General features: G+C 57.3%; 16 protein-coding genes. 8 read left to right on the top strand and 8 right to left on the bottom strand.

The genetic code is table 11. The features are described from left to right. Positions 1 to 38 precede the first annotated feature (38 nt). Positions 39 to 710, top strand: a complete 672-nt coding sequence (locus DU506_RS03010; protein WP_114485478.1) for a cell division protein ZipA C-terminal FtsZ-binding domain-containing protein — start codon at positions 39 to 41, stop codon at positions 708 to 710. Positions 711 to 828: 118 nt separating this feature from the next. Here DU506_RS03010 and cydB read toward each other — a convergent pair whose 3' ends face one another. The 4 genes from cydB to cydD all read right to left on the bottom strand — a co-directional run bounded on the left by cydB (position 829) and on the right by cydD (position 6789). Next, the gene (gene cydB, locus DU506_RS03005; protein WP_114485477.1) at positions 829 to 1830 is read right to left on the bottom strand and encodes a cytochrome d ubiquinol oxidase subunit II; all 1002 of its coding nucleotides are present in this window, start codon (positions 1828 to 1830) and stop codon (positions 829 to 831) included. After that, positions 1827 to 3242, bottom strand: coding sequence for a cytochrome ubiquinol oxidase subunit I (locus tag DU506_RS03000; RefSeq protein WP_114485553.1), 1416 nt, complete (start codon positions 3240 to 3242; stop codon positions 1827 to 1829). The genes cydB and DU506_RS03000 overlap by 4 nt, the downstream gene beginning before the upstream one ends. A gap of 141 nt (positions 3243 to 3383) precedes the next feature. Beyond that, positions 3384 to 5129 carry a thiol reductant ABC exporter subunit CydC gene (gene cydC, locus DU506_RS02995; protein WP_114485476.1) on the bottom strand — a complete coding sequence of 582 codons (1746 nt, stop codon included), beginning with the start codon at positions 5127 to 5129 and terminating at the stop codon, positions 3384 to 3386. Beyond that, positions 5122 to 6789: a thiol reductant ABC exporter subunit CydD gene (gene cydD / locus DU506_RS02990; protein ID WP_114485475.1), complete on the bottom strand. Its 1668-nt coding sequence runs from the start codon at positions 6787 to 6789 to the stop codon at positions 5122 to 5124. Before cydD ends, cydC begins: the two co-directional genes overlap by 8 nt. Before the next feature lie 193 nt (positions 6790 to 6982). On the opposite strand from cydD, the gene DU506_RS02985 reads away from it, so the two are divergent. From DU506_RS02985 to DU506_RS02975, 3 genes are all read left to right on the top strand, one after another. Then, positions 6983 to 7912 (top strand): aldo/keto reductase, encoded by a 930-nt coding sequence (locus DU506_RS02985; RefSeq protein WP_114485474.1) that lies wholly within the window; start codon positions 6983 to 6985, stop codon positions 7910 to 7912. Positions 7913 to 7942: 30 nt separating this feature from the next. Further along, positions 7943 to 8623, top strand: a complete 681-nt coding sequence (locus tag DU506_RS02980; protein WP_147273730.1) for a DUF6064 family protein — start codon at positions 7943 to 7945, stop codon at positions 8621 to 8623. A gap of 173 nt (positions 8624 to 8796) precedes the next feature. Continuing rightward, complete coding sequence (locus tag DU506_RS02975) at positions 8797 to 10182, top strand: GGDEF domain-containing protein (RefSeq protein ID WP_220254279.1); 1386 nt, start codon at positions 8797 to 8799, stop codon at positions 10180 to 10182. Between the two features lie 63 nt (positions 10183 to 10245). Here DU506_RS02975 and DU506_RS02970 read toward each other — a convergent pair whose 3' ends face one another. Together DU506_RS02970 and DU506_RS21565 are read right to left on the bottom strand one after the other, a co-directional pair. Next, positions 10246 to 11763 (bottom strand): GntP family permease, encoded by a 1518-nt coding sequence (locus DU506_RS02970; protein WP_114485472.1) that lies wholly within the window; start codon positions 11761 to 11763, stop codon positions 10246 to 10248. Between the two features lie 140 nt (positions 11764 to 11903). Continuing rightward, complete coding sequence (locus DU506_RS21565) at positions 11904 to 12062, bottom strand: hypothetical protein (protein WP_181870678.1); 159 nt, start codon at positions 12060 to 12062, stop codon at positions 11904 to 11906. A 60-nt stretch (positions 12063 to 12122) separates the two neighbouring features. On the opposite strand from DU506_RS21565, the gene feaR reads away from it, so the two are divergent. The 4 genes from feaR to DU506_RS02950 all read left to right on the top strand — a co-directional run bounded on the left by feaR (position 12123) and on the right by DU506_RS02950 (position 18162). Next, positions 12123 to 13082 carry a transcriptional regulator FeaR gene (feaR, locus tag DU506_RS02965; protein WP_114485471.1) on the top strand — a complete coding sequence of 320 codons (960 nt, stop codon included), beginning with the start codon at positions 12123 to 12125 and terminating at the stop codon, positions 13080 to 13082. A 214-nt stretch (positions 13083 to 13296) separates the two neighbouring features. After that, complete coding sequence (locus tag DU506_RS02960) at positions 13297 to 14637, top strand: alginate export family protein (protein ID WP_114485470.1); 1341 nt, start codon at positions 13297 to 13299, stop codon at positions 14635 to 14637. A gap of 14 nt (positions 14638 to 14651) precedes the next feature. Then, a complete protein-coding gene (locus tag DU506_RS02955) occupies positions 14652 to 16148 on the top strand; it encodes an aldehyde dehydrogenase family protein (protein WP_114485469.1) in 1497 nt (498 codons plus the stop codon). 19 nt (positions 16149 to 16167) lie between these two features. Next, entirely contained in the window at positions 16168 to 18162 is a 1995-nt protein-coding gene (locus DU506_RS02950) for a copper amine oxidase (protein WP_114485468.1), read from the top strand. Positions 18163 to 18358: 196 nt separating this feature from the next. Here the strand turns inward: DU506_RS02950 and DU506_RS02945 are convergent, their stop codons facing one another. Both DU506_RS02945 and DU506_RS02940 read right to left on the bottom strand, forming a co-directional pair. Beyond that, positions 18359 to 19948 (bottom strand): ABC transporter ATP-binding protein, encoded by a 1590-nt coding sequence (locus DU506_RS02945; RefSeq protein WP_114485467.1) that lies wholly within the window; start codon positions 19946 to 19948, stop codon positions 18359 to 18361. After that, the gene (locus DU506_RS02940; RefSeq protein WP_114485466.1) at positions 19941 to 21017 is read right to left on the bottom strand and encodes an ABC transporter permease; all 1077 of its coding nucleotides are present in this window, start codon (positions 21015 to 21017) and stop codon (positions 19941 to 19943) included. Before DU506_RS02940 ends, DU506_RS02945 begins: the two co-directional genes overlap by 8 nt. Between the last annotated feature and the right edge of the window lie 4 nt (positions 21018 to 21021).

Genomic DNA, 21021 nt, shown 5'->3' with positions numbered 1-21021 from the left:
CTTGAAAACAAAACACCGGTAAAATCCAGGTTGTAGCAATGGAAACCAATAGCGGTGGGAAAACAAAAACAGGAGATAATATGCCGGATGAAATGCTGCTGCCCGTTATTCTTGGTGGATTATCGGTGATTTTAGGGCTTGTGACGGCTATTCTGCTCTACAAAATAGTGATTAAGCCTTCTCGCCAGTCGGCGCCTAACGCCACCACCGAAACGCCCACGAAAAACAAGCAACAGGCGGTGGCGCCCACCCAGGAGCGCCAGCCCTCAAAACATAAAGACGCCAAACCCAAGAAGAAGACGGAGCAATGTCTTTTCGTGGTTTTTGACGAGCCCAGCCATGAGATTAATGCCGCTTTGGGCGCGCTCCTGGCTGAACGCAACGCTTTTTACGAAGCTGACCTCGGGGCATTCCATCTACCCCCTGGACCCCAGGGTTACCCGCTGATGGTGGCCAATGCCACTTCTCCTGGCTTGCTGCCGCCGATCCATAAAGAAGGTGAGCACGCGCCTGTGAAAGGCATCTCCATCCTGATTCGCTTTCTAAATGCACGAAAAGTTTCCCGTCATCCCGATGATCTGATTGCCTTCACCCATACGGTGGCCGACCTGGGCGCGTCACGCATCCTCGATGCCGAGCAGAAACCCATCACGGAAGGCAAGCTGGCCGAGATGCGAAGGGAAGGCGAGGTCGCTGAACAAGAAGGTTAAGAGTCAAGGAGGTAAGCACGTGCCTGAGTTTTTAACGAGCTACTCCCGCTAAGCATCGCACAAAAAGGGCGCCACTTGGGCGCCCAGCGTGCGTCTAACCCATGCAGCTAAAGATGTGTCAGTGATACCCCTCGCCAACCTTGACCTTGCCGCGGAACACCCAGTATGACCAGGCGGTGTACGCTAGCACCACAGGGATGACAAATATCATCCCGACGAGCATGAAGAGCTGTGATTCCGGTGCGGAGGCGGCGTCCCAGATAGTGTAGTCAGGCGGCACAATCACGGGCCATTTGCTGGCGATGAGACCTAGGTAGGTGAAAATGAAAAGCCCCAGCGCCATTACGAACGGCAAACCCTCTTGCTGGCGCTTAACCGAACGGTAGAGCATGGCGGCGCACGCCATGGCCAGGATCGGAAAGACCCAGATCAAATGCAGTTGGTCGAGCCAACGAGCACGGACGTCCAGACTGACAAGGGGCGTCCATAGGCTGACAATGCCGAATACCACGAGTACTGCCAACAGCAGTTTGGGCGCAATGCTATAGGCCCAGGCTTGTACATGGCCCTCAGATTTGAGAATAAGCCAAGTGGCGCCCAGTAACGCATAGCCTGCCATCAAGCCTAAGCCGGTAAGAACGGTAAAGGGTGTCAACCAGTCGAGGGCGCCGCCCACGTAGACAAAGTCCTCCACCGCGAAGCCTTGAATGTATGCGCCGACCACGGCGCCTTGGGCAAAGGCGGCTATCGCTGAGCCCCAGCAGAAGGCGCGGTTCCACCAGTGACGATTTTTCTTGGATTTAAAGCGAAACTCAAAGGAGATGCCGCGGAAAATAAGCCCGGCGAGCATAAGAAACACCCCAATGTACAGCGCCGGCAAAAACACCGAATAGACAAGCGGGAAGGCCCCGAGCAGGCCGGCACCACCGAGTACCAGCCAGGTTTCATTGCCATCCCATATTGGCGCGATCGAGTTCATCATTACATCACGGGATTCCTCATCTGGAGCGAAGGGGTACAAAATCCCCAGTCCCAGATCGAAGCCGTCCATGAGCACGTACATGATGACGCCGAAGCCGATAATCGCTGCCCAAATCAAGGTAAGGTCGAGACCCATCATGCGTTAGCTCCCTTTATGTCATCCCCCTCAAGGGGGGTATGGGCCGCTGAAAGCGGACGTTTCGGACGTTCTACCTCATCGCTGTCCTGATCATCGGCCCCCGGCAGCATGCCTTCACCAACGACACGGCCCAAGTAGTAAATCCCGACCACAAACACCACGCCATAAACCGCCATATAGCCAATCAGGGTAAATAGCGCCATGGCGCCGGTGAGCGAAGGTGTCAACCCCTGAGCATGGGTCATCACGCCATAAACCAACCATGGCGCTCGGCCGGCCTCGGTCACAATCCAGCCAGCGAGAACCGCAAGGAAAGGGGTGCCGATCATTGCCACCAATGTTTTCAGGTACAGCGGGCTTTCAAACACTCGGCCTTTCCAGCGCAGCAATAGCCCGGCCAACGCCACGCCGATCATCAAGAAACCAATCCCGACCATGACGCGGAACGACCAGAACACAATCGCTACCGGCGGCTGTTCCTCAGGTGCAGCTTCATTGATGCCGGGTACCTCGCCATCGGCGCGGTGGGTCAAGATGATGCTTGCCAGGTCGGGTATGCCGATTTCAAAACGGTTCGTCTGAGTGTCTTGATCGGGTATGGCGAACAGAAGCAGTGGCACATTGGACTGGGTTTCCCAGTTCCCTTCCATGGCCGCAAGCTTGGTAGGCTGATGTTCCAGCGTATTGAGGCCATGGAAATCACCGATCACCACCTGAGCCGGCGTCAGCACCAGCAGTAACCATAGACACATGGAGAGCGCTTTTTTGTTCGCCTCTACATCACGTTGACGCAGCAAGAACCAAGCGCTCACGCCAGCCACGACGAAGCCACCCGTGAGGAAAGAGGCCATGCCCATGTGAGTGAAACGGTACCAGAACGACGGATTGAAAATCGCTTCGGCCCAGGAGGTGATGTGGAAGCGGCCGTCGATTAGCTCGTAGCCAGCGGGTGTCTGCATCCAGCTATTGGCCGAGAGAATCCAGAAGGAAGATATAAACGTGCCGACGGCAACCATGATCGCCGCGAACAGGTGAACACCTTCAGGCACTTTATTGCGTCCAAACAACAGTACACCCAAGAACGCCGCTTCCAAGAAGAATGCCGTTATTACCTCGTAGCTAAGCACCGGACCTAGAAAGTTAGAGGTGGCCAGGGCAAAGTTGCTCCAGTTCGTGCCGAACTGGAATGACATGACAATCCCCGAGACCACGCCCATGGCGAAGACCACAGCAAATACCTTGGTCCAGAAAAGGGCCAGACGGTCCCATGCGGTGTTTCCGGTTTTATAGAATAATCCGTGTAAGAGGGCGATATAGGATGCCAGGCCAATGGTAAACACTGGGAAAATGGCATGAAAAAGCACTACAAAGGCAAATTGCAGCCTGGATAATAATAGGGGATCCAGCTCCATGATGACCTCCAACGCATGTCGCAAGGAAGAGATAAGCATATCCGAAAATAAAACCTTATTAATCATGCAGATCAGGCATTTATTTTTTAATGGAATATGCTTATTACGTATACCTATTTTAAACGAAAGGAGTGTAACTAGTTAACGTTTGTTAGTGTTTGCGCCATGGCGTATTGTCGCAGCAGCGTTGGGGCGGCCTTCTATCAATCTCAGCATATGAGTAATACCGGGTGGAGTAGGGGCGTCGTTGCTGACGTCATGAACGAGATAGATAACGCTGCGCTCTTTTAGCCAGGCGTCTAAAGAATCAGACAATAGTTGTGCGGTAGGCTCATCAACACCGGCAAACGGTTCATCCAGGATCACCAAATCCGGTTGACATAGATAAAGACGCGCCAATGCGACTCGACGTGCCTGCCCACCGGAAAGTCTGCGTCCACCTTCCCCGACCCATGTGTCCAACCCTTGGGGCAGCGTCTGCACCCAAGAAGCCAGCGCAACGCGCTCAAGCGCCTGCCACAAGTCATCCTCACCGGCGTCTGGGTTAGCGAGACGCAGGTTGGTCGCTAAGCTGGCATCCAGAAGCTCGGTTTGTTGCGTGAGTACTGCGACACGTCGGCGCAGCGCAGCGTCAGGCCAGTATTCAAGCGGTATGCCGCCAAGAATGATATTCCCTTGAGTGGGTGTAAGTTGACGGCTAATGAGCATTGCCAGCGTGGATTTTCCTGAGCCGGATTCCCCCACAATTGCCCAGCGTTCACCGGGCTTGAGTGTTAGTGACAGATTATCTAACGCGGGTTGGAGGGCTGTAGGGTAATGAACGCTAACAGCATTTAATGATATTTCGTGGGCACTGCCCGGGTCGCTCGTGGTTGTTTCTGGCACCGGCTGTCGTTGCGCTTCCAATTGGTTCAGCCTCTCTGCGGCACTTTTAGTCGCCCCAAACCAGGTAAAGGCGGCGGGTAGTGCGCCGAGCGCTTCATTCATGGCCAGTACTGCCATGGGCAGCATTACCATCACTGCACCGCTGATGCTGCCCGCTTGCCACGCTAGCGCGGCGAGCCATAGCGTCATTAACGTGGCTGCACCGACGAGCCACCCTTCCAGGGCATTGCCCAGTGCGACCCAGTGCCCCAGACGCTGCTGTGCATGCTGTAAATGCTGCTCAATGGCGGTCAGCCGCTCGCGGTGAATGGCCAAACTTCCGTATGCCTTGAGCTCTGCCATGCCCTGCAGCTGCTCCATCGTGCGGCTGCGCAGCGCCTCGAGCTGGCTGACATGACGCTCGCTTGCCGCCAGACCCAGTCGCGCCTGGCCGAGCGTCAACCATAGCCAGCCAAGCAGGAGCAGTGCAGCGAGCGAACCGCCCGCCAAGGGCACGAACAGTGCCACTCCACCGCTGAGCAGCAGAATCGCAAGCAGCGCCACGGCAGGCGGTGCCAGCAGCCGTAGATAGAGGCTATCCAGGGTGTCGATGTCGGCTGTCAGGCGGTTGAGCCAGTCGCTGGCGCGGCGCTGCGCCAGGGCACGGCTATCCAGGCCGGCGAGTACACCAAATAGCTGGGTACGCAGATCGGCGAGCAGGCGCAGTACGGTATCGTGGTTATACAGTCGTTCCACATAACGGCTGACGGTCCGGCTAACGGCAAAAAAGCGAATCGCACCGCCAGGAACATACACCTCAAGCGAGGCGGCAACGCCAGCGGCGAGCAACAAACCGGTGAGGCCGGTGGCAGTAATAAACCAGCCTGAGACGGCGAGCAGGCCCAGCGCTGAAAACAGCGTCAGTGCCATCAACATCGCCCCCAAACCAAGCCGTTTACGACGTTTGGCGAGGACGGCCAGCCAGGGGCGGAACGTGACGGCCAGAGAATTGAGTTTAGCCATGGGGCACCTCCAGAACGTGGCCGTCGCGGATTTGCCAGTGGCGGTCGGTGAGGGCCATCAAGGCGGGGTGATGGGTGGCGATCACCAAGGTACGTCCAGCATGACGCAGCGTTTGCAGTGCTGCGATCACGGCTTGCTCGGTATCTTCATCTAGACTGGCGGTAGGCTCATCAAGCAATACCAACGGCGCTTGAGACAGGAACACCCGCGCCAGTGCCAAACGCTGTGCCTGCCCGCCGGATAGACCGAAGCCGCGTTCGCCAATGGGGGTGTCGATACCCGCAGGTAGCCGTTTGATCAATTCGCCGAGGTGAGCGCTCTCCAGCGCTTGATGCAGCTCATCAATGCTGGCTCGGGGCGCGGCCAAGCGCAGGTTGTCGGCCAAAGTGCCTTGAATCAACAGTGGACGCTGATCCATCCAGGCAAAGCGAAGCGCATCCGCCGGACGGCGCTCGCCGTCACTGGGCGCCACAAAGCCTGCGAGCAGCTGTAGCAGGGTGGATTTACCACTGCCCGAAGCGCCAGTGACGACAACCGCTTCTCCACGTGCCAACTGTTGCGTGACCGGCCCCAGGACAATTCCACGCCCAGGGTGTGTGACACTGGCGCCCTCCAGTTCGATGAGTGTATCGCTGGCATGAGGGGGAGCTACTGTGGTGTGGGCATGGCTGGTGAAAAGAGGCTCGTTTAATAGATGGGTCAGTCTATCAGCGGCGCCCAAGGCAGCGGCGCGGTCGTGGTAGCGCTGCGCCAAGCTTCGCAGTGGTTGGAAAAACTCGGGTGCAAGCAGTAGTACCAGCAAGCCGCTAAACAGCGTTAGCTCATCGGCGGGACCGTAGTCGATATAGCCTAACAGGCCAAAACCGATATAAATTGCTACTACCGCAATAGCGACCGAAGAAAAAAATTCCAGCACGGCGGAAGAGAGAAATGCTAAACGCAAGGTGCGCATGCTGCGGACACGATAGCCTTCCGAGGCCGTCCGTACGCTCTGCTCGGCTTGACGCGTTTGGCCGAATAACTGCAGCGTGGTGAGGCTACGCACGCGATCGATAAAGTGGCCGGAAAGGCGTGCCACTTCGGCGAACTGGTCGCGGTTCAGTTGCTCAGCACCCATGCCGACCAAGGCCATGAACAGCGGAATCATCGGCGCGGAGAGCAGTAAAAACAGGGCGGCTAGCCAGTCTTGCGTCAGTGTTATCGTCAGCACGCCGAGTGGCAGCAGCAGGGCAAGCCATAGCTGTACGCGAAAGTGGGCAAAGTAACCGTCGATCGCTTCCACTTGCTCAACCAGCTGATACGACAACGATGCTGAGTGGTAGCTCGCCAAGCGTACCGGCCCGAGGGCGGCTAGGTGATCAAGCAGGCGTTGGCGTAACTGCTTACGAATCACCAGCGATGCTTTCTGGCTCAGCGTTTCTTGAGCGTAGGTGAGCAGTCCGCGTAGCGGCAATAGCAGCAGCCAAACCGCAAACAGCGGCGTGAGGCGCGCAAGCGGCTGAGTATTCACCAACAAGGCGCTGACCAGCCAGGCAAAAAGCCCCATTTGCACCCAAGTCAATGCGCCGGCGACCATGCCACTGATAACAGCCAGAGTGAAACGACGGCGCTGAGTCGCCGCAAGGTCGTTCAGTAACCCTTTGGCAGTGAGCGCAGGCATGGTATTTCCTTTAGCGATGTATAAGTTTGGTATCGCTATCAAGCCTACGATGAATGTGACCCATCACCAAGGGGTGTGCGGCAAAGCGACTCGCATTCTCCGCAGTCTGCTGACAGGCAGTCAGTCTCGCCCACTGCCCGCTTCCTGACATCGTGACTACACTCTTCCTGTTGCATCGACTCAAGAGGTCTTCATGGCACACCGTACTCTGTCACGTCGCAGGCTACTACAGAGCATGCTGTCATTGGCTGCGTCCACAGCTGTACCGGCACTTCACGGCGATATCCCCGAGCAGACACCACTGAAACGCAAGGTGCCCGGTACCGACATCCAGCTGCCGCTGGTGGGCCTGGGTAGCTGGATTACCTTTAACGTGGGCAATGACCCAGCGCTTCTCAAGCAGTGCACGGCGGTGATGGAGGCCTTCTTTGCCATGGGCGGGTGCATGATCGACTCCTCGCCGATGTACGGAACCTCCCAGGCAACCATTGGCCATGGCCTTGAGGCGCTCGATGCCGTCAAGCAGGTCTATGCCACCGACAAGGTCTGGACATCCAGCCACGAAGAAGGCTCCAAGCAGATTGAGGCCTCACGCCGAGACTGGGGCGTTTCCCGCTTCGATCTGCTTCAGGTCCACAATCTGGTGGCCTGGGAGGAGCACCTCGAGATGCTGTTCGCGATGAAGGAGGCCGGTGAGATACGCCATGTGGGTATCACCACCTCCCATGGCAGGCGCCATGACACCCTGGAGCGCATCATGCGCGATCATCCGTTGGATTTCGTGCAGCTGACCTACAACATCGTCGATCGCGAGGCCGAATCACGCCTGCTACCCTTGGCTAGGGAGCGCGGCATCGGGGTGATTGCCAACCGACCCTTCCAGCGGAAACGCTTGATCCGGTACCTGGAAGACAAGCCTCTGCCACCTTGGGCTGCGGATATCGATGCAGGAGGCTGGGCTCAGTTCATCCTCAAGTTCATCGTTTCCCACCCGGATATCAGCTGCGCCATTCCCGCCACCACCCGCGCCGATCACGTGCGCGAGAACATGGCCGCTGCGGCAGAGCCCCTGCCCGATGCGACCATGCGCCGGCGCATGGTCGACTATGTCCAGAACCTTTGAGTCCAGCGTCTGTGACGGGAGATGTCGGTGATGGATATAAGCGAGTGGACGAGCTATCGCCCGGGAGATCTTTTGATGTTCTCGCTGCGAGTCTACGAACGCCTGTTCGTGCTGTACAACCAAGCGCTGTGGCCCGCCCAGCTTCTGGCGTTGGTGTTGGGCGCGGCCATACTTTTTGCCCTCTTGCGCCCCACATCCTTGCGTGTGCGCTTGGTGTTCGTGGCCCTGGCACTGGCCTGGGGCTTCGTGGCTTGGGTGTTTCTCTGGCAGCGCTATGCACCCATCAACCTGGGCATCCGCTACGCGGTACCACTGTTCGTGCTTCAGGCGCTGCTGTTGGCTCTGTGCGCCATGAAGGGCGCACCTGAGCTGCAAAGGCGCTGGTGCCTTTCGCGGACCATCGGCGTCGGTCTCTTCCTGCATGCCCTGGTCCTGCATCCGCTTCTGGCGGTGCCGTTCGGACGCGGGCTTGCGGGAGCCGAGGTGTTCGCGCTCACCCCGGATCCCCTGGCTATCGCCACCTTGGGTGTCGCCGTCATGCTCAGGTCGTCGTGGTGGAGTTGGGCGCTCTGGTTGGTCCCCGCGCTCTGGTGTCTGGCTAGCGGTCTCACCCTTTATCTGCTGGATGCCCGGGGTGCTTCTGTGCCGCTTCTAACGGTGGCGCTTGCCCTGGTTGCCCGGGTATGGCCAGGCGGGCGACGCCACGACTGAGGTTGTCGAGAGCGATCATCCTTTCCAAGTCATTCGGTATAGAAACGGGCACTTTCAAGTTCTTGTCTGGCTTTCAGCTGGCCAGACGAGGCGAAATGGTGTGTTATGGGGCATTCGATCAGGTGATTCAGGGAGTCGCTGTGGACAAGGGAAATGCAAGGGCAGGCGTGCTCATGCGGCAGATAACCGGTCTCTATCAGCGATTGCTGCTGACACTCTTTACTCTTATGCCCATGATGGCCGTCGCCTATATCGAGGTCTTTCAGGAGCCGAGCCTGCGCTTCGAGTCCCATATGGTGCACGAGATGGCGATTGCACTGGCCATCACGCTCAGTGCCTTTATCACCTACGTTACCTGGCGCTGCTATACGGTCTCGGGCGAGGTACTCGTGCGCTGGCTTGCACTAGGATTTCTGGGGTTCACACTGATCTACCTGCCGCACGGACTCCTGACGCGTCTTGCCCCTGACGATCAGGGGCTATTTCTCGTCTATGGCCCGGTTTCCCGGCTGGCGATGGCGGTCTGCTTTCTGGTGGGCCTGTACTACCATGACGCACCTGCGGATGCATTGGAATCACGTAAGCGACTATCTCCCTGGATAAAGGCCGGGGCAGCCTTTCTGGCGCTCGACCTGGTGCTTGCAGGTGTCTATTTCCTGTCGGCGACACAGGTAAAGTTCCTGTTTACCATGGTGGAGATAGTGGCCTTGATCCTGCTGCTGGCCGGTGTTCTTTTCATGGCTCTGCGGCGATTTCGCCTGCCGCTGATGGTCATCTACATGATTTCCCTTGGCGTTCTCTCCCAGTCCTCGATCGCCTTTCTGCTGTCCGACATCTGGAGCCACCAGTGGTGGCTGGCCCATGGTATTTCGGCCGCCGGATTCTTCATACTCAGCTTTGGTGTTGTACAGGCTTTCCGTACCACTCGCTCGTTTTCCACCGTTTACAGTCAGGCGCAGGTAATGGAGCAACTCAGGGTGCAGCAGGCCCGTACCCTGGATGCACTGGCACAACTCGAAAAGGCCAATACACAACTGGCGCGACAGGCCGCCACGGACTGGCTGACCGGCACCGCCAATCGCCGCCAGCACACGACAAGAGCTAAAGAAGATATTGCCCGAGCGTCACGGGATGACGGAGATCTGTCGGTACTATGTCTGGATATCGATCATTTCAAGCAGATCAACGACAGCCACGGCCATGATGTCGGTGATGAAGTGCTCAAGGGCATGTGTATCGAGATACAGCGCAATTTGCGGGCTCAGGACCTGCTGAGCCGAGTCGGCGGCGAGGAATTCCAGGTATTGTTGCCGGAAACGGACCTGGGGCAGGCGGCACGAATTGCCGAGCGAATCCGTGCCGCCGTTGCCGCGCTACGCTTTCAGGCGGAAGACACGACGGTTGGCATCACCCTGAGTATCGGTTGCGCACAGTTGGGGCAGGATGGAATCGACATGGATGCCCTTACGCGCAAGGGCGACAAGCGGCTCTACTTGGCCAAGGAAGGGGGGCGCAATCAGGTAGTGACCGATGACGCGCCCGTCGCGCTTTCCGACTGATCGGCCGGTAAGTGGCCGACAGTGAGTACGAAGACATGACCCGATGCCCGACGGGAGCGGTGCTTAAAAGGCTCCCAGCAGGGTGCCAGTGATGATCAGCAATACCAGGGATGCCAAGGGAATCAGCACCGCCACCACGGCAATATCGAGATAGGCCTGACGATGGGTCAGCCCGCAGATGGAGAGCAGGGTGATCACCGCGCCGTTGTGGGGCAGGGCATCCAGGCCGCCGGTGGCCACCGTCGTAACCCGGTGCAGCAGCTCGGGTGCGATGCCCGCTGCCTGACCCATTGCCAGGTAGGTATCGCCCAGCGTCGCCAGGGCGATGCTCATGCCGCCGGAGGCGGAGCCGGTCATGCCCGCCAGCAGGTTCACCGCGATGGCAAGGGAGATCAGAGGGTTGTCGCCACCTACCGAGGTCACCCAGAGGCTGATGGTCTCGAAGGCCGCGAGAGAGGCGATCACCGCGCCGAAGCCTACCAGGCTCGCGGTGTTGAAGATCGGTAGCAGGGAGGCGTTGGCGCCGCTGTCGAGAGTCGCGGTGAGGTGCGTCAGGCGCCGGTAGTTGGTGGCGATGATCAGCAAAATGGAAATCACCAGTGCCGAGATCACCGACCAGACCCCGCGCACCGAGTCGATGTCGGTGGCGCCGAAGGCGGGCTCGCTTAGATAGCCGGTCTCCATCGCCGGAATCACCACGGCGGTGAACAGCAGGTTCAGGGCGATCACCAGTACGATGGGCAGAAGGGCCAGAAGCAGGCCTGGCCGGTCAGACGCGGGTGGATGGGGTGTCACCTCCGCGAGATCGAACCCTTCCCCCGCGGCGTATTCCCGCAGCGGCGCGCCCACGGACATGTCTTTTCCTTTACCGGATTCGTTTTCCTCCTGCCCGCCATGGATCTTCCCGGTATCACTCTTCTCACCACCATGGCTCTCCTCACCATAGCCTTCGCCTGTGCGCTGTGCCCGGCGCGCCCGATGGTCGAGCCAGGCCTGCCCCGCCACCAGCATGAAAAGCCCGGTGAGGATGCCAAGGCCCGGGGCGGCGAAGGGCGAGGTACCGAAGTAGGGCATGGGTATGGCGTTCTGGATCGCCGGGGTGCCCGGCAGGGCGGTCATGGTGAAGGTGAAAGCGCCCAGGGCGATGGTGCCGGGAATCAGGCGCTTGGGAATGTCGGCCTGACGAAAGAGGGCGGCGGCGATGGGGTAGACGGCAAAGGCCACCACAAACAGCGACACTCCGCCGTAGGTCATCAGCGCGCAGGAGAGTACCACCGCGAGAATTGCTCGGGCCTCGCCCAGGCGTCGGACGATGGCGCTGGCCAGCACCTCGGCGCTGCCCGAGTCCTCCATCAGTTTGCCGAATATCGCCCCCAGCAGAAATAGCGGAAAGAAGCGGACGATGAAATCTCCCGCCGCGCCCATGAAGATCTGGGTGTAGCTGGCCAGAAGCGGTGCTTCCACCGAAACCAGGGCTACCAGCGCTGCGAGCACCGGCGCCAGGATGAGAAGGCTCAGACCGCGATAGGCCAAATACATGAGCAGCACAAGGGCGACAACGATTGACAGGATACCGGTCATGCGAGTGCCTTCAGTCGGCGCTCGGCCTGAGGTATCGGGTTGGTGTGCCGGGTTGCTTGCGTCGTCATCTTCACCCCTTATCGTCGAATTCCGCAGTTGCCGGATGGTGTAAGAGCGTGATGCTGCACTGCATTGCAAAGCTAGGCAAGCTTTGCCTCACCCATCAGGCGGTACGGTACTCGGTTTGCATCGCCTGTGCTGTCGGGTTGATACCGCTGCCGCGCCACCCATCCCTCTTTCCACGACTGCCTGGCTTGCGGAAATTGCTTTCCCATGGCGTCGGTGTGAGCATGGGTCATACACTAGAATCCTGACGTCGCGATTTTTGCGGGTATCATTACAACAAGAGGTGTTTTTCTATGCGCCCTTTAGAGAAGCCATCGTTTGATGAATGGCAGGCTAGCCTTTGCGCAGTTTGTGGTAGCTTTGAAACTCATCAGGACGCTAGCCGTAAATTTGTAGGGAGTGTTTCCAAGCAAGACCTTGATGGGCTTGAAATCGCCTATATCACAACGAATGTGCAGCGCATGATTCATCGCAGGAGCCGTTCACATAATGACGACCGTTTCTGTTTTCTTGTCCTGCAGCGGGCGGGTACCGCAATTTTCAGGCAGTTCGGGGAAGAGGTCTTTTTGCACTCCGGCCACATGGTGCTGATGGACTCGGGAAGTCCGTTTGAAATTAACCCCCAAGGCTTGACGGATCAGGTCTCATTGCACCTGGATCGAGAAAAAGTATGTGGTATCTTGCCTGAACATGTGAAGAAATTCGGCAGGTTACAGCTAGGTTCGGTTAGCGGACGGTTACTGCACCTTATCGTGGGTCAATTGCTTATGGATACGCAGAGACCTCTGTCCCAGGCGGAAGGTGATTCGTTGCAGGATTCCGTCATACCCTTATTGAGGCCTGCTCTCCAGGGAGGCCATGAAACACCTTCGATTTATCATCTCGATGACCTTTACCAACTGGCCACTCATGAGATTGAAAAAAACCTGAAAAGCCCGAGACTGGATGCCGAAACCCTGGCGGTTCTCGTGTGCGTTTCCGTGCGAAAGTTGTACCGTTGCTTTGAAAACCAAGGTGAGTCCGTCCATGGTTATATTGTAAAAAGGCGTATACAGCGTGCTGCGCAGGATCTGATTGACCCGCAACTTCATGTCCGCTCTATATCCGCTGCCGCCTATGAATGGGGGTTTTGCGATCCTTCCCATTTCAGTAAGGCATTCAAGAAAGTTTATGGCTGTAGTCCCAAGGAATATCGCGCCAATTTCCTCATGCTTGCAAACGCGGAGGACTCCATATACGTCAACAGACCCTAAAGACTTAACTTCATAAAAATAGGACTGCACCAGACCGGCTTTGAAGCCGGTTTTTTAATGCCGCAATGCTGGCTTTGCTCCGTGCGCAATCAGGCCCCTCTGTGCGATTGGCAGGAAAGTACCGGTTTTTGGCAGAGATATACAGGCGCCGCAAGACCATGCCAAGTACTTTGCATATGACCCCCCTATTAAAAACAATCAAGGAAGGGACGAAATGCAAGAAAGTCATCATATAAAGCAAACCTTGGCAAGACTGGCAACCAGCGGCTGTGCCTTATCAGTGCTGGCGATCGCCCCGGCTAGTTTTGCCTATGAAATGGCGAATCTGGGCGAATCGACGGTCAATATCAACGTGCAGGCGGTTTATGCCGCTTTCCACAGCGGGCGGGGCTATGACCAATTCGGCAACACCGAAGACAAGGACTATGACTGGCAAGAGGGCTACCTTGAATACGGGTTCGAGCTAGCTCCCAAATCCTTCGGAAAAGGAGGTATTTACGCTGAGCTAAGTGCCGTCACCACTGCAACCTGGGGAGATGGCGATGCCGCAGGCTTCACCATGGGGGATGAGAACGAGTCAGATATCGAAGACGCCTATCTTGGGTACCGCCATGATGGGGTCATGCTAGGCGGAAAGCCGTGGAGTGTGGATGTGTCCGCGGGTAGCCAGGTCATTCAGTTAGGCGATGGTTTTCTCATTGCCAGTGATGCCGTCAATTTCGGTAGTGGCCTGGGTGATGATTTCAATCGAGGCGGCGCCTACTACTTGGCTGGTCGCAAAACCTTTGACCAAACCTTCCTGTTGAAAGCGTCGAACGCTGCCTGGCAGACCCAGCTGGGCTGGATCGAATCGGATAACCGTGCCCAGGCCAACACCGAATTGGGAATCATGGCGCTTCAGCACAGCCATGAGGCTGGGGCTGTCGAACTGACTTATATCCGTGGGCTGGAAGTAGACGAAGCATTCGCTTCACCTGCCCAACTGGAACGCGACGGCATGGACACTTATAGCCTGCGTTTCGAGCAAGCCCTGGGTAGCGAAAATGCTTCGATCCAGGGGGAGTATGCCTACCAGACAAAAGCCACCAACGAGAATGCCTGGTACCTCGAACCTGCTTACACCTTCACCGATATGCCTTGGCAGCCGACGTTTACCTTGCGTTATAGCCGTTTCTCCGAGGACTGGGACCCGCTTTTCTATGGGTTTACCCGTGGCTTCGGGACTTGGTTTCAAGGCGAAGTCGCGGCTAATTATGCCGGTCCTTTCAACTCGAACACCGACGTCTGGCATCTAGGCGCAACCGCGCAGCCCACTGAAACGCTTTCACTGGGCGCCTTGTACTTTGATTTCGATACGTTGGATACGAGCAACCAGCCTGATATGAGTGGCCAGGAAATCAATCTCTACGCTGAATGGTTTCCGAGCCAACATCTTTTCGTAATGCCGCTACTCGGCTGGTACCAGCCCGAGAAATCCGCATCGCAGGGCGGGGTACAGCTGGGGGATGACGATACCAATGCCTATGCCCAGTTAATAGTCGGCACTTTCTTCTGAAAACCGGAGGTTTTATGAATGATGTGAGTATTGAGCGCCTTCCTGAGGTCGAGGCTTTCCTCAAGCGTGCAACAGGCTCGTACATCGATGGCAACTTCATTGCCGGGGCGGAGAGAAAGGTGGATGTGTTCAACCCGGCCACCGGTGAAGCACTAAGCCAGGTCGGACTGGCTGACGAGGCGATTGTCGATCGAGCGGTGTCTGTCGCCAAGGCCACATTTGATAGCAAAAAGTGGCGTGGCATGAAGCCCGCCCAGCGTGAACGAATCCTGCTGAAATTCGCCGACTTGCTTGAGAACAACAGCGAAGAGTTCGCTCAGATCGAGACCCTAAACCAAGGCAAGTCGATCAATATCACCCGCGCACTGGATGTTGGCTATTCGGTGGACTTCATGCGCTACATGGCGGGGTGGACGACCAAGGTCGAAGGCAAGACGGTCGATGTTTCTATCGGCATGCCCGAAGGGGCGGAGTTCAACGCCTATACGATCCGCCAACCCGTCGGAGTGGTTGCCGGCATCGTGCCGTGGAATTTTCCGTTGATGATCGCGCTATGGAAAATCATGCCGGCCCTGGCCACGGGCTGTTCAGTGGTCATTAAACCGGCCTCGGAAACACCCCTCAGTGCACTGCGCCTGGCGGAACTGGCTATCGAAGCGGGCGTACCCAGCGGTGTGTTCAATGTGGTGGTGGGCTCAGGCTCTACCGCTGGCGCTCAGCTCTCGCGCCACCCTGATGTTCGCAAGGTGACATTCACCGGCTCCACAGCGGTGGGTAAGCAGATCGGCCACGCCGCTGTCGATCATATGGCGCATTTCGCCTTGGAATTGGGGGGCAAGAACCCGATGCTTGTCCTGGAGGATGCCGATCTGGACAAGGCCGTGCAAGGCGCCTTGATGGCGGGTCTCCTCAATCAGGGCCAAGTGTGCGCTGCCGCTTCACGCTTCTATGTGCACCGCAGCATTTATGACGGCTTCTGCCAACGCCTCTACGAAGCCATCTCGCAGATGTCCGTCGGGCCGGGCATGGACCCCACCACTCAGCTCAATCCGCTCGTATCCAAGCGCCACCAACAAAGCGTTCTGGGCTATATCGACAAGGCCGAGCAAGAAGGCGCGAGGGTTCTTCGTGGCGCTGAAGTACCTGATGACGGGGGCTATTACGTCTCGCCTATCGTCCTTGCCGATGTGACTCAGGACATGACCGTGGCGCGAGAGGAAATTTTCGGCCCTGTGCTGTCGCTCATCGTTTTTGATGACGTGGATGAGGCCCTGGGAATGGTCAATGACAGCGACCTGGGACTGTCGGCAAGTATCTGGACCAACAATCTTACCCAGGCCATGCGCCTTATTCCCGAGATCGAGGCGGGCACCGTCTGGGTCAATACGCATGTCACGCTGGATTCGAGCCTGCCTTTCGGCGGCTTCAAGCAGTCCGGGATTGGGCGTGAATTCGGAAGAGAAGCCGTGGAATCCTTTACCGAGATCAAATCGGTGTGTATCGCTTACTAGCTGAAGAAGGACAATAATCATGAGCTATGTGCATAAAGGGCTTGGCGCGATCATGGCGTCAGCCAGCCTGTTCGCCATACCGGCAGTTGCCGAGGTCACGCACCCACTTGATGGGCTGGAAGGTGAAGAGTACCAGGCAGTGACCCAGATTCTTCGAGACGATGGCAAACTCACCGATAGCGGGCGTTTCCCCTTGATCGAACTGGTGGAGCCCGATAAATCGTTCGTGCTCGATTGGGAAGAAGGCGACACCATCCCACGTACCGCGCGAGCTATCGTCAAGGAGGAAGGCTCTGCGTTTGAAGCGATTATCGATCTAGTTGACGGCAAAATAGTTTCCTGGAACGAAACCGGCGGCCAAAGCATGCTGCTGTTCGACGAGTTCATCAAGACAATGGATCTGGCACTTGGCCATCCAGACATGATAGAGGGGCTGCAAGCCCGGGGCCTGACCCCCAACGACGTTTTTTGCTTGCCGCTGACGGCGGGAAATTTCCTGACCGAGGAAGAGCGGGGCGGTCGCTTGATGAAGGTGCCTTGCTACCTGAACCCGGAAGCCTCCAACTTTTACGCTAAACCCATCGAAGGGCTGGTGGCGCTGGTCGACCTCAATGCAATGGAAGTGGTCGAGGTGATCGATACCGGCGCTATTCCCTTGCCCGAAGACCCCTGGGGTTATACCGATGAGGAGATCGACGAGCGTTACGGCTTGCGCGAAGAATCCAACCCGGCTGAGTTGACTCAACCCGGTGGGGCGAACTTCACCATTGAGGGAAGCGAGATTGAATGGGACATGTGGCGCTTCAATTATCGTATCGACAAGCGTCCGGGGCTCGTTCTTTCCAATATTGCCGCCAAGGATGACGACGACTGGCGCTCCGTGCTTTATCAGGCGCATCTCTCCGAAGTGTTCGTGCCGTACATGGATCCGGACGAGGGTTGGTACTGGCGCACCTACATGGACAGTGGTGAGTATGGCTTTGGACTATTTCTGACCCCGTTGCGGCCAAGGGTCGACTGCCCCGCCCACTCCACCTTTCTGCCCGCCATGGTCCACACGGACACCGGCGAGCCGTTGGAGATTCCCGATGCAATCTGTGTCTTCGAGCGTAGCACCGGTGATCCCATCTGGCGTCACTATGAAATTTTCGCCCAGTCCGAGGAACAAGCCGTGCCCACTGAAGGCCGTCCGTGGACCGAGCTTGTGGTACGTACCGCTTCCCAGATCGGCAACTATGACTATCTGATCGACTATGTCTTCATGCAGGATGGCCGCATTCGGGTGATGGTCGGTTCAACCGGGCTGGACGCCGTTAAAGGGGTCGCCTCGAAGAGCATGAATGACGACACAGCGGAGAAAGATACCCAGCACGGGACATTGATCGCGCCGAACCTCGTCGCGCCGAACCATGATCATTTCTTCAATTTCCGCTTCGACTTCGACATCGACGGCCAGGAAAACACCTTCATGCGCACCGGAATCGTGCCGGCCACGGTAGAGGACGATGCGGTTCGTCGGTCCATGTGGACGACTGAAATGTCAGTGCCGGAAACCGAGAAGGAGGCGCAGTACCGCGTCAACCCCAATACACCCGCCATGTATCATGTGACCAATACCAACAAGGAAAGTGGTCTGGGTCACAACCCGGGCTACATGATCCTTCCCAACAATAGCGTCGCTTACAGCCCGCTGGATGTGGTCAACGATGCGCCCGCTATCCGCAATGCCTATATCGACAAGACCTTTTGGGTTACCCCTTACGACAAGGCCCAGCGCTATGCCGGCGGCGAGTATGCCTTCCAGAGCACAGGAGAGGATACCTTGCCGAAATGGGCCGAGGAGGGACGTTCGGTCAAGGATAAGGATATCGTGGTCTGGTATACGATGGGCTTCCATCATATACCCAGAATGGAAGACTGGCCGGTAATGCCGACGATGTGGAAAGGCACGATTCTCTCGCCCTTCAACTTCTTCGACCACAATCCGTCCATCACGGTGCGTACACCGGAGTAAGGTGTTAACCACCCAAAACCTTGTCTTCAGGTAGACGGCGAAGCTCTGGCGAAATGCCGGAGCTTTGTCGTTAAAGACGACGCGCTACTTCAGTTCGAATAGCTTGCCAGTCATTTTTATACCGTTATATTGAGTTGCTTCAAGTACTATCTCAAAACCACCCATTCACAAGCTATCCAGCCCAGAAAATTCTGATTTAGGAAGCGGGTGCCAGGTTGGCTGCCGCCACCAAGGTCCGGGTGTAAGAATGTTGCGGATTGGATAGCACCTCGAGGCAATCGCCTTGTTCCACCACCTCACCTTCCTTCAATACCATGATGCGATGTGCCATGGCGCGTATCACTGCTAGGTCATGGCTGATGAACAGGTAGCTTAATTGACGACGATGCTGAAGCTCTCGCAATAGTGTGACAAGCTGCTTCTGTACGCTGCGATCCAGTGCCGAGGTGGGTTCGTCGAGCACCAGTAATTCAGGTTCGAGAATGATGGCACGGGCGACAGCAATGCGTTGGCGTTGCCCCCCGGAAAATTCGTGAGGATAGCGGGCGGCACAGCTTTCGGGTAATTCGACTTCACGTAATGTCTGGTTGACCCTTTGCGTGACTTCCTGTTTTGAAAGCTTGGGATAATGAAAGCGCAGGCCTTCACTGATAATGTCGAACACCGGCATGCGTGGCGACAGGGCGCCATAAGGGTCTTGAAACACCATCTGCAAACGGTGGCGTTGTCGACGCAGCTGATTACCGCTTAGCTGGTCGAGCCGCTCGCTGCCCAGCCTGATTTCACCACGACTGGTGGTGAGGCGCATCAGCGCTGAGGCCAGGGTGGTCTTGCCCGAACCGGATTCGCCCACGATTCCCAGGGTTTCGCCCGGCGTGATGTAAAGGTCTGTGGGTTTCACCGCCTCAAAAGGCGGCGGTTGGCGTCCGAAGAGGCCTTTTCTGGGGCGCGCGAAGCTGACCGCAAGTGCTTTAGCTTCGAGCAGGGGCTGAACGCGTGCTACCGGGGCCGGGCGGCCTTCGGGTTCGGCATCGATCAGCGCTTGGGTGTAGGCACTTTGGGGGCGCGTAAACACCGTTTCCACCGGGCCGGTTTCTTGCTCTTTCCCCTGGTACATCACGCAAACCCGGTCGGCATGGCGCCGCACAAGGTTGAGGTCATGGGTAATGAACAGCATGCCCATGCCATAGGCATCACGCAGCTCCTTCAACAGCGCGAGAATTTCTTGTTGTACCGTCACATCCAGTGCCGTGGTGGGTTCGTCAGCCACCAGCAAGTCGGGCTGGTTGGCAATTGCCATGGCGATCATGACCCGCTGGCGCTGGCCCCCGGAAAGTTGATGCGGCCAGACATCCAGCAGCTCATCGGGGCGCGGCAGCTTGACCTGGGTAAGCAGTTCGCGCATGCGCTGGCGGGCCTGGTTGCCGCGCAAACCCTGGTGCAGGCGCAAGGTTTCGCCAATCTGTTTGCCGATGGTGTGCAAGGGATTGAGCGATGTCATCGGCTCCTGAAAGATAAAACCGACGCGATTGCCGTGGATTTTCGTCCAGTCCGCATGCTTGAGAGAATCAAGCTCGGTATCGCCAAGACGCCGATGCCCGGTGATGTGGGCATTCGGCGGTAACAAGTTCATCATTCCCAGGGCGGAAACCGATTTCCCCGAGCCGGATTCCCCTACCAGCGCCAAGGTTTCGCCGGGCTGAATATGCAGCGACAGATCCTCAACGATGGAGGTTTCATCAAAGGCAATACTCAGGCGTTCGATTTCCAGCAGCGGCTTAGGCATGCGCCTGTTCCTTGTCTTGATCGGGTTGGACGCTATGAATGTGGCGCGGGTCGAAGGCATCACGCAAGCCCTCGCCAATGAATACCAGCAGCGACAGCATGATGGCGAGGGTCATGAAGGCGGTAATCCCGAGCCATGGCGCGTGCAGGTTGTTCTTGCCCTGGGCGGCCAGTTCTCCCAATGAAGGCGCGCCGGGGGGGAGGCCGAAACCCAGGAAATCCAGGGCCGTCAGAGTGCCGATCGCCCCGGTAAACAGGAACGGGATGAAGGTGAGGGTCGCCACCATGGCGTTGGGCAACACATGACGCCACATGATCAGGCGTGACGGTAGGCCCATGGCCTTGGCGGCGCGCACGTATTCCAGGTTACGTGCGCGCAAAAATTCGGCACGCACGATATCCACCAGACCGAGCCAGGAAAACAGCAGCATGATCCCCAAAAGCCACCAGAAGCCCGGTTGCACGAAACTTGCCAGAATGATCAACAGGAAAAGTACCGGTAGGCCCGACCAGATTTCGGTAAAGCGCTGGCCGATCAAATCCACTTTCCCGCCGAAGTAGCCTTGAATGCCGCCGATCAGCACGCCCATCACCAGCGAACCCGCTGTGAGCACCAGGGCGAAGGCCACCGAGAGCCGAAAGCCGTAGATCACCCTGGCCAGTACATCGCGCCCCTGGTCATCGGTGCCCAGCCAGTGGCGAGCATCGGGAGGCGCGGGAGAAGGCCGGGTCATCTGCATGTCCAGCGTCTGGTAGGAAAACGGGATTATCGGCCACAAGGCCCAGCCATGTTCACTGATCTGTTGCTGTATGAAAGGGTCGAGGTAGTCGGTACGCGTCGGCAAGAATCCATCGAACTCGGTTTCCGGATAATCCACCAGCAGCGGTACGTACCAGTTTCCCTCGTACTGCATGACGATGGGTTTATCGTTGGCGATAAGCTCAGCAAATAGGCTCAAGATAAACAGTACGCCAAACAGCCACAGTGAAATATACGCGCGGCGGTTGGCTTTGAACGCTGCCAGACGGCGCCGGGTAATTGGGGAAAACCGGTTTGTCAAAATGCCCATCAAC

Source organism: Vreelandella rituensis (assembly GCF_003336665.1).
Classification (GTDB): domain Bacteria; phylum Pseudomonadota; class Gammaproteobacteria; order Pseudomonadales; family Halomonadaceae; genus Vreelandella; species Vreelandella rituensis.
This window is presented reverse-complemented; position numbering and strand designations above follow the sequence as displayed.

Coding starts and splice junctions, on each gene's coding strand:
- DU506_RS03010 (WP_114485478.1), top strand. CDS start 39: ATGGAAACCAATAGCGGTGGGAAAACAAAAACAGGAGATAATATGCCG.
- cydB (WP_114485477.1), bottom strand. CDS start 1,830: ATGATGGGTCTCGACCTTACCTTGATTTGGGCAGCGATTATCGGCTTC.
- DU506_RS03000 (WP_114485553.1), bottom strand. CDS start 3,242: ATGGAGCTGGATCCCCTATTATTATCCAGGCTGCAATTTGCCTTTGTA.
- cydC (WP_114485476.1), bottom strand. CDS start 5,129: ATGGCTAAACTCAATTCTCTGGCCGTCACGTTCCGCCCCTGGCTGGCC.
- cydD (WP_114485475.1), bottom strand. CDS start 6,789: ATGCCTGCGCTCACTGCCAAAGGGTTACTGAACGACCTTGCGGCGACT.
- DU506_RS02985 (WP_114485474.1), top strand. CDS start 6,983: ATGGCACACCGTACTCTGTCACGTCGCAGGCTACTACAGAGCATGCTG.
- DU506_RS02980 (WP_147273730.1), top strand. CDS start 7,943: ATGGATATAAGCGAGTGGACGAGCTATCGCCCGGGAGATCTTTTGATG.
- DU506_RS02975 (WP_220254279.1), top strand. CDS start 8,797: ATGCGGCAGATAACCGGTCTCTATCAGCGATTGCTGCTGACACTCTTT.
- DU506_RS02970 (WP_114485472.1), bottom strand. CDS start 11,763: ATGACCGGTATCCTGTCAATCGTTGTCGCCCTTGTGCTGCTCATGTAT.
- DU506_RS21565 (WP_181870678.1), bottom strand. CDS start 12,062: ATGACCCATGCTCACACCGACGCCATGGGAAAGCAATTTCCGCAAGCC.
- feaR (WP_114485471.1), top strand. CDS start 12,123: ATGCGCCCTTTAGAGAAGCCATCGTTTGATGAATGGCAGGCTAGCCTT.
- DU506_RS02960 (WP_114485470.1), top strand. CDS start 13,297: ATGCAAGAAAGTCATCATATAAAGCAAACCTTGGCAAGACTGGCAACC.
- DU506_RS02955 (WP_114485469.1), top strand. CDS start 14,652: ATGAATGATGTGAGTATTGAGCGCCTTCCTGAGGTCGAGGCTTTCCTC.
- DU506_RS02950 (WP_114485468.1), top strand. CDS start 16,168: ATGAGCTATGTGCATAAAGGGCTTGGCGCGATCATGGCGTCAGCCAGC.
- DU506_RS02945 (WP_114485467.1), bottom strand. CDS start 19,948: ATGCCTAAGCCGCTGCTGGAAATCGAACGCCTGAGTATTGCCTTTGAT.
- DU506_RS02940 (WP_114485466.1), bottom strand. CDS start 21,017: ATGGGCATTTTGACAAACCGGTTTTCCCCAATTACCCGGCGCCGTCTG.